The sequence below is a fragment of the Photorhabdus sp. RM322S genome (assembly GCF_042879395.1).
Lineage (GTDB): Bacteria > Pseudomonadota > Gammaproteobacteria > Enterobacterales > Enterobacteriaceae > Photorhabdus > Photorhabdus khanii.
In genome coordinates this window covers 1-6,706 of the sequence record NZ_JBHFKW010000076.1, presented here as the reverse complement: position 1 = coordinate 6,706, position 6,706 = coordinate 1, and the positions used below count along the sequence as shown (strand labels likewise).

Below are 6,706 nucleotides of genomic sequence, written 5' to 3'. Positions count from 1 at the left end.
GATCATACTGTTTTCTTAGGATTTTTTTCTTTAATAACAGCCTGTTAAAGAGCCACGCCTCCCCACTTCACTCACCCCCGCGAACCCAAAACCCCGATGTGCACTTTGCCGATTGTAGCTCACTTTTCCCCCAATGTCATAATCGGGTTTCGGCCCGCTTTTCCTGCCGGAACCGGGTTTTATCGGGAACCCGCGACGGCGGGGCAGCTTGCCTGCGCCGCTGACGCGGGTTGGCCGGGTGCGGGCTGGCGAGGCCCGCAGGTGAAGCCGTTAAGCGGGGAGCCCCCGCCCGCGGGGGCGGACGGGGCGGAGATGGCGAGCACGGCAACGAGCAAGGAGCCTGCGACTGCGAGCCGGGCGCAGCCAGTGCAGCGGGGTTGGGGCGGGGGCCATAAACTGCGCCAGCTTGCTGGCCTGCCTTCAGGGCTGTTGACCTTGACGGACTGACCGACAATGGTTTCAGGCGGATTTGGGCACCGGAGCCGCCACGGACGGCGGCGATTGCGGCGGCAGGTTTTGGCACTGACGCTGACAGCGGAAGGCGCCAGCCTTGCGCGCCGCTGGGGCTAAGCGGCTGAACCCGGCGGCCAGCCGCACGCTGTTGTTGAGGTGACCGCGCAGCGCCCTTGGGTGGGCGGCGCCGACATAATGTTTCGTTAAGCGTGGCGGGCCGTGCAGGCCCATTGCGCTTAATGCCACATTATGTTGAATGGCGGCTGACCGGCAACGGTTGTGACAGAGAACACCGGAGCTTAGGGCCGGGCGGCCGGCATTTACCGCCGGCACTCAGAAGGTAGGGGGCAGTCCGTGCGCAGGGACGCGCGCGGTCTGCCTTTCACTGCACCCCACACGCTCACAGGGAACCGGCTAACCTTAAAGACTGTCCGGCAACTGCGGGCGTTCAGGTCGGCTTCGGGCTGTCCGGCTTAGCGCTCTCCGTCTGCCTGTTGTCTGGCGGCGTTTTCTGCTTTTTCGGTTTCCGCTCTGCCGGGTGCGTCTGCTCATGGACTTCTTTTAAGTGACCGATAGCCACCCGCGTATAGATTTGTGTCGTCTCCAGCTTTTTATGCCCCAGTATGGCCTGGATATGCCGGGTATCAGCGCCGTTCTCCAGCATCTGCGTGGCCATTGAGTGCCGGAACACGTGACATGACCCGGCTTTGTCGAGTTTGGCTTCCTCACGGATGGTGTGCCCTGCCATCTGCGTTAAGGTGTTGCGTGATAATGGGTTACCTCTGACTGTGATAAACACATATCCGCTGTCATATCGGTAAGCCAGTTGCGGGCGCACGTCAGCCAGATACCGTTCCAGCCACGCCAGCGCCCGTTCCCCTATCGGCACCACCCGGTCGTGTCCGTTCTTTCCCTGTCGCACAACGACCACTCCGCGATGGCGGTCTATGTCGCCGAGTCTCAGATTAATCAGTTCTGTGCGCCGGATACCCGTACTCCAGAGCGCTTCCAGCACGGCGCGGTTACGCAGACCCAGCGGCGTCTGGGTGTCGAGACTGTTCAGTACCTGCTCCGTCTCGACGTCACTCAGTACCTGCGCGGGCAGCCGCTGCTCTTCTTTCGGCAGTATCAGCATGTCAGCCGGGTTATACAGGATATGGTGGCGTTGCAATAACCAGCGGAACCAACCCCGCAGGCAACGAAGTCGCTGTAATTGGCTGTTGTTGCCGTAATGCTGTCCGTCTGCCTTGCGGTAACGGCGCAGATACCGCTGCCAGCTCTCCAGCAACGGCAGAGAGACCTGCGGCGCATGGTAGACCGCCCGCATCTCGCACCAGTCCACGAACGGCGTTAACCATTCCCGGTAGGTTTCCGGTGTCCGGGTGCTGTGCCCGCTGGCGGTCTGGATTTCCAGATATGCCTCAAGCTGCTGGCGTAAGGTTGCAAGGGTAAAAGTCGGTTGTGTTTCCATCGTCTGCCTCTTATGGGAGTTCTGTCGGTATGCTACGGTTTTTTATTCTGTCCTGTCGGAACAGTGATTTTTCGCTGAACCTGACCGTTTTGTTGTGAAGCCTTGTTGTGCCTGCCTTTGTGCTGATACGGTTAACCCGACCTCTCGCCGACCTGATACCGACCGGAAGGCGACCATTTAACGCCTTACCCCGACCGGACGATTTCATACTGCCCCATTCAGGGCACTATCAGCCCGCTCAGGTGTGCAGCTTCGCTGTCTTCCCCGTCGAACAACAGTTCGTAGATGAACGTCAGCCCGCGCCGGTGCAGCAGCAGGTACTCCATTTCAACCAGCCGCGAGAGATGGATTTTCAGCTGGGTATCGCCCCACTGCACCGCATCCCGCAGCATTTTGCGGGTAAACAACATGTCATGGCGCGGCTGCCCGCTTTCCCTGACCCAGCCTTGTATCAGCAGCAACAGCCTGCGCGTCTGCGGTGGCATCTCGTCGAGCGTCCGGCCTAAGATGTCATGCGCGAGGCGGTTGGCAAGCTGGATATCGTCTTTGGTGACTTCGATGTATTCAATGGCCTTGCCACGGTGCTCGGTGGTTTTGACTGCCCGCTGATGTTGATGAAGCAGGGCGATACTCTGGATGAGCGTCAGGTATTTCATGTGGTCGCGGCGCGTGCGGGTCTTGTCGGACATGAACGTCAGTTGTGAGGCGTAAGGATTGACCACATTCAGGGGCTTTAGCAGCCGCTGGGCGTTCTGGTGCAGGGCGGTGAGATAGTCGCGCTCGTTTTCAGCCAGCAGCCCTTCGAGGGTCTGTTGGTGGCGCTGCAACGCATGGATGGCTTCGGTTTGTTCCCGCGATTCGTTGATGGTCAGCACCAGACAGCGGTTCAGCAGCTCTTCGTCTACATCAATGGCGGTGGTGGTCAGCATCAGCATCACCGGGCCTTTGACCGTGTAGCTTTTGGTGACCAGATTGCCGGTCGCTTCGTCCTTGCCGGTGCTGGCAATGGTCAGCTCGCCGTCACTTTGCAGCAGCTTGAGCGCATAGGCGGCCTGCCGTACCCCTTCCTCTTCGGCGATTGCCAGTATCTTGTGTTGCAGGTTGGTTTCCCCCAGATAAAACAGGCTCTGCCCGGTCATGGCGCTGTACTGCACCCGTTCTTCCTGGGGTATCAGATTGAGGACCGCGTCCATTAAGGACGATTTGCCTGCTGCGCTGCTGCTCTGTATCAGCACGGCCAGCGGTTTGGCGAGCTTGCGGCTGACGGCGGCCAGATACCCGGCCAGCAGGTTGGTTGATTCGCCAACCACCCCGCAGGCGGCTAAATCCGTGGTGATACGCGCCGTCAGGTTCGGGTCTTGCAGCAACGCCAGTGCCGCGGCCCGCTCGGCGTCGTTCATCTCCAGCGTTTTCTGCTCAGTCCCCCTTTCCGCCCGTTGCTGCCACTGCTCGACTGCCAGTAACACCTGTCCCAGCGCGCGGCGAAGGTCCCCCTCAGCCAGTCCCAGCTCAGCCGCAGCCATCCGCGCATAGCCCTGACGGCTGCGTGCGCTCATCAGGTCAACGCCATCCAGGAACATCACGCCGCTTTGGGTATCAATGACCTGCGCATTGAGCTTCATGGCAACCGCGCCTGATTTAACGGACGCTAACCCCCGGATACACCAGCGCAGGCTGCCCAGCGAGACCTTAAGCTCCCCGTCTGCCCCTGTTTCCCAGATGATGCCGGGCGTCGGGTTCTGCACCGCCGTTACAGCAGCGGCTAAAGCCGGAGGCGGGGCGGCTTCTGCTGACACCTCCGCCGCCGTGCGTGCTGCTACGGCGGTGGATATTGGCGTCGCGCTTTCAAGCAGCAGGGCGAAGGCGGCTTCCGGCTCAGCCATCTGACACAGATAGTCGTTGGCATCCATTTCAGGGGGGAACATCACGCGCAGCGGTGTGATACCCCGCACAAGCAGCGCCTCCGCCAGTTTCACCGCGGCTTCATTGCCCGCGCTGTCATTGTCGAACGCGATAAGCACCTGTTTGATGCCATGCCGTTCGAACGCCTGCCAGTGGTCGGCCGTCACGCCATTGACCCCGTAAGCGGCGGTCACGTTCCGATACCCTGCGACCCAGAACGACATCGCATCAATCAGCGATTCACACACGATAAGGCTTTTCGCGGCCATCAGCGCCGTTTCATTCCAGACGCCGCCATGCACGCCCGGCAGATAAAGGTGCGATGGCGTACCTGCCCGCAGGTGGTCACCGATTTTACGTCCGTAGATTTCCTGTATTTGCCCTTGAGGATTGATAACCGGCACAACCAGCGAGCCGGTAAAGTGTTCATGACCTGATTCCCGCATCAGGCCAACTGCCCGCAGTCGCGCCCGGATTTCCGCGCCCGGTTTGAGCTTCTTTGACGGCAGCCGATACCCCAGCGTGCGGTTGGCAAAGCCCAGGCGGAAGTGAGCGACTAACTCCGGGTGATTGAGCCGCCGTTGTGTCAGGTACGCCTGCATCTCCGGCGCGTTCAGCAACGTATGGTGATAGAACTCCACCACCCGATGCAGCAGCGCCTGCCGGCCCGCTTCATCTTCGGCCAGCAACGCCGGTTCAGACGGCGCAACCAGCGGCTTGACCGCCGGATTTTCGCCCAGCAAGGCACGCAACCGCTCCGCCGCATGGCGCAGGCTTAAGCTTTCGGTTTTCATCACCCAGTCCAGCACCGAACCGCCTTCATTACAGCCGAAGCAGTGATAGAGGTTCTTTTCAGGACTCAACACCATTGACGGGGTTTTTTCCTGATGGAACGGGCACAGCAGCACGTAATCTTTGCCGCGTTTAATCAGCTTGCGTCCCTGTTGTTCCGCCACGGCCACTAAGGAGACGGCAGTTTTCAGGTGCTGTAATTCTGCTTCGGGTATCCGTGCCATATCGCTGTTCCTCCAAAAACCTGTCAAGATGAAAAGAGTAAAAATAACTCTGTTGCAGAGTACTCTAAAATAGAGTATTGTCAACTGCAAGATTAAAAACAGGGAGTATCCTCATGGCACCGTTAACTCACAGGCAGATACAGGCCATGAAGACGAAGGATGAAACATTCTTTAAAGAGTTAGGCGCGCGGATTGCGCTGGCTCGCAAGGAGCAACAACTTACCCAGCAGCAACTGGCGGAACAGTTGGGGATTGCTCAGCAGACAATGGCGCATTATGAAGGCGGGCGGCTAAAAGTTTCAGCGGCACTCCTGCCGTTACTGGCGCAGATACTGAACTTATCGCTGGATGAACTGCTTGGATTGCCCTCGGTCAGGCGTAATAGTAAACGGGGGCCCAGTTCCCGACTGGAACAACAGATTGAGATTATCAGTCAGTTGCCGAAAGCCAGACAGAAGTTTGTGTCGGAGATGCTGGATACGGTGATTGGTCATAACAGAGAGTAAAGAGAGATAGCGCGACTGAGACAGGTTGCACCCTGTCACAGCCGCTCACCACAGGCAACTAATAGGAGTAGTGACTATGGCTAAGGCGCATTCTAAGGCAGAAGTGGCAGTAAATAAAGCTGCAAGAACAGAACGTTATTACACGGTGGGTTATGTGCCGAACGGTAACCGGGTAAACAAGGCCACACCGGCGATACATCTGAAGGGGCAGTGGCTGAGACAGGCGGGGTTTAATACCGGGGGTCAGATTACGGTGAAGGTGATGGATGGTTGTCTGGTGCTGATTCCTGACAGTGAGGCCACGCAACAACAGCATCAGCAATACCAGCGACAACAGGCCCAACTGCGGGAGATTAAGCAGCAGATGCGGGCGTTGATAACCGGTTTTGTGGGTTAAGGGGAGAGCATGAGATGACGATAGCGATTGAACATTTACAGGACATTCAGTTAACTCACATTGAAGCGCTGGCCTTAGCCCAACTGGTTAAGCGGCTGTGCTGGGCGGAGATACGGGCCTGTGCGGTGAATGACGAGGAAGCGTATCAGATTAAGGATGCGATTGCTAAGCTCCAGTCGGCGCTGGCTTACCGTGGGTATGCGCCACGGTAGATCATAAGAAGGCCGGAAGATCTCGAAAGATCTTTCCGGCTTTGAGTTGTATTAGACTTTTCTTATTTTTTGGTAAAAATAAGCAACATCAATTAAGGTTGATATCACCCCATTTTCATCAGGCCAATCCATAATAAATCTTGGATATGATGGCTTGTAAACTTGGGGATTCATAACCCTTATCATTTCCTCTAACTCTTTTTTTACTTGAGTTAATGCACTAATAGATAATGGTGCATTCTTTCCACTTTGATGTAGTTCAATTGTATCCTGAACTAATTGAAGAGCATCAATCAAAAATGTTTTGCCAGAAGTTTTCATTTCATTAGAGATCCATATTTCCACGGCTCAAGTACAAATATTTGCTCTGCACCGCCAGTATATTGAGGGCCGAAATCATATTGTGGTGCTGCTTTACCTTTTATGATTGTCGTTCCCGGTTTTATTTGAAACTGTTGAATCCCTGTCATTCCATTCCAATCAGGCGGTAATGCCAACCCACTTCTATTTGTTTGTGGAGTGAACGTTTCAAATACATACTGCCCTTCAGGTCTGGCTCTTTTTCCAAAATCATGGAAGCGTGCACCATAAAGGCTATCACCTGCTTTATGTACAGACATTCCTGAAAGTTCAAATGAGTCAATGATCTGCTTTCTTTGACTTCTGCCGACTCCCATAAATTGCAAATATTCAGATGCATCTCTAACTCCTTGATATGGGTGCGGAGGTTCTCCTTTATTCCCCGGACA

At 56.2% G+C, this 6,706-nt stretch carries 8 protein-coding genes; 3 read left to right on the top strand and 5 right to left on the bottom strand.

Features of this window, described 5'->3' with window-relative positions; translation table 11 throughout:
* Nucleotides 1–901: 901 nt before the first annotated feature.
* From xerC to ACGF63_RS21945, 3 genes are read right to left on the bottom strand one after another with little or no spacing between them, the layout of a single operon-like run.
* Nucleotides 902–1,924 (bottom strand): site-specific tyrosine recombinase XerC, encoded by a 1,023-nt coding sequence (gene xerC / locus ACGF63_RS21955; protein WP_387633207.1) that lies wholly within the window; start codon nucleotides 1,922–1,924, stop codon nucleotides 902–904.
* 10 nt (nucleotides 1,925–1,934) lie between these two features.
* Nucleotides 1,935–2,132 (bottom strand): hypothetical protein, encoded by a 198-nt coding sequence (locus ACGF63_RS21950; protein WP_387633205.1) that lies wholly within the window; start codon nucleotides 2,130–2,132, stop codon nucleotides 1,935–1,937.
* 10 nt (nucleotides 2,133–2,142) lie between these two features.
* Complete coding sequence (locus ACGF63_RS21945) at nucleotides 2,143–4,842, bottom strand: CHC2 zinc finger domain-containing protein (RefSeq protein ID WP_387633203.1); 2,700 nt, start codon at nucleotides 4,840–4,842, stop codon at nucleotides 2,143–2,145.
* 113 nt (nucleotides 4,843–4,955) lie between these two features.
* On the opposite strand from ACGF63_RS21945, the gene ACGF63_RS21940 reads away from it, so the two are divergent.
* From ACGF63_RS21940 to ACGF63_RS21930, 3 genes are all read left to right on the top strand, one after another.
* Complete coding sequence (locus ACGF63_RS21940; protein ID WP_387633202.1) at nucleotides 4,956–5,348, top strand: helix-turn-helix domain-containing protein; 393 nt, start codon at nucleotides 4,956–4,958, stop codon at nucleotides 5,346–5,348.
* 76 nt (nucleotides 5,349–5,424) lie between these two features.
* Nucleotides 5,425–5,745, top strand: coding sequence for a SymE family type I addiction module toxin (locus ACGF63_RS21935; protein ID WP_387633200.1), 321 nt, complete (start codon nucleotides 5,425–5,427; stop codon nucleotides 5,743–5,745).
* Nucleotides 5,746–5,759: 14 nt separating this feature from the next.
* Entirely contained in the window at nucleotides 5,760–5,957 is a 198-nt protein-coding gene (locus ACGF63_RS21930; RefSeq protein WP_387633198.1) for a hypothetical protein, read from the top strand.
* 51 nt (nucleotides 5,958–6,008) lie between these two features.
* Here the strand turns inward: ACGF63_RS21930 and ACGF63_RS21925 are convergent, their stop codons facing one another.
* Nucleotides 6,009–6,278 (bottom strand): hypothetical protein, encoded by a 270-nt coding sequence (locus ACGF63_RS21925; RefSeq protein WP_046974165.1) that lies wholly within the window; start codon nucleotides 6,276–6,278, stop codon nucleotides 6,009–6,011.
* A partial coding sequence (locus ACGF63_RS21920; protein WP_387633196.1) for a hypothetical protein occupies nucleotides 6,275–6,706 on the bottom strand: 432 nt, incomplete at its 5' end. The genes ACGF63_RS21920 and ACGF63_RS21925, both read right to left, overlap by 4 nt.

What these genes read in the sequence shown, in the direction of transcription:
- ACGF63_RS21940 (WP_387633202.1), top strand. Translation starts at nt 4,956, where the DNA reads ATGGCACCGTTAACTCACAGGCAGATACAGGCCATGAAGACGAAGGAT.
- ACGF63_RS21945 (WP_387633203.1), bottom strand. Translation starts at nt 4,842, where the DNA reads ATGGCACGGATACCCGAAGCAGAATTACAGCACCTGAAAACTGCCGTC.
- ACGF63_RS21930 (WP_387633198.1), top strand. Translation starts at nt 5,760, where the DNA reads ATGACGATAGCGATTGAACATTTACAGGACATTCAGTTAACTCACATT.
- ACGF63_RS21950 (WP_387633205.1), bottom strand. Translation starts at nt 2,132, where the DNA reads ATGAAATCGTCCGGTCGGGGTAAGGCGTTAAATGGTCGCCTTCCGGTC.
- ACGF63_RS21925 (WP_046974165.1), bottom strand. Translation starts at nt 6,278, where the DNA reads ATGAAAACTTCTGGCAAAACATTTTTGATTGATGCTCTTCAATTAGTT.
- xerC (WP_387633207.1), bottom strand. Translation starts at nt 1,924, where the DNA reads ATGGAAACACAACCGACTTTTACCCTTGCAACCTTACGCCAGCAGCTT.
- ACGF63_RS21935 (WP_387633200.1), top strand. Translation starts at nt 5,425, where the DNA reads ATGGCTAAGGCGCATTCTAAGGCAGAAGTGGCAGTAAATAAAGCTGCA.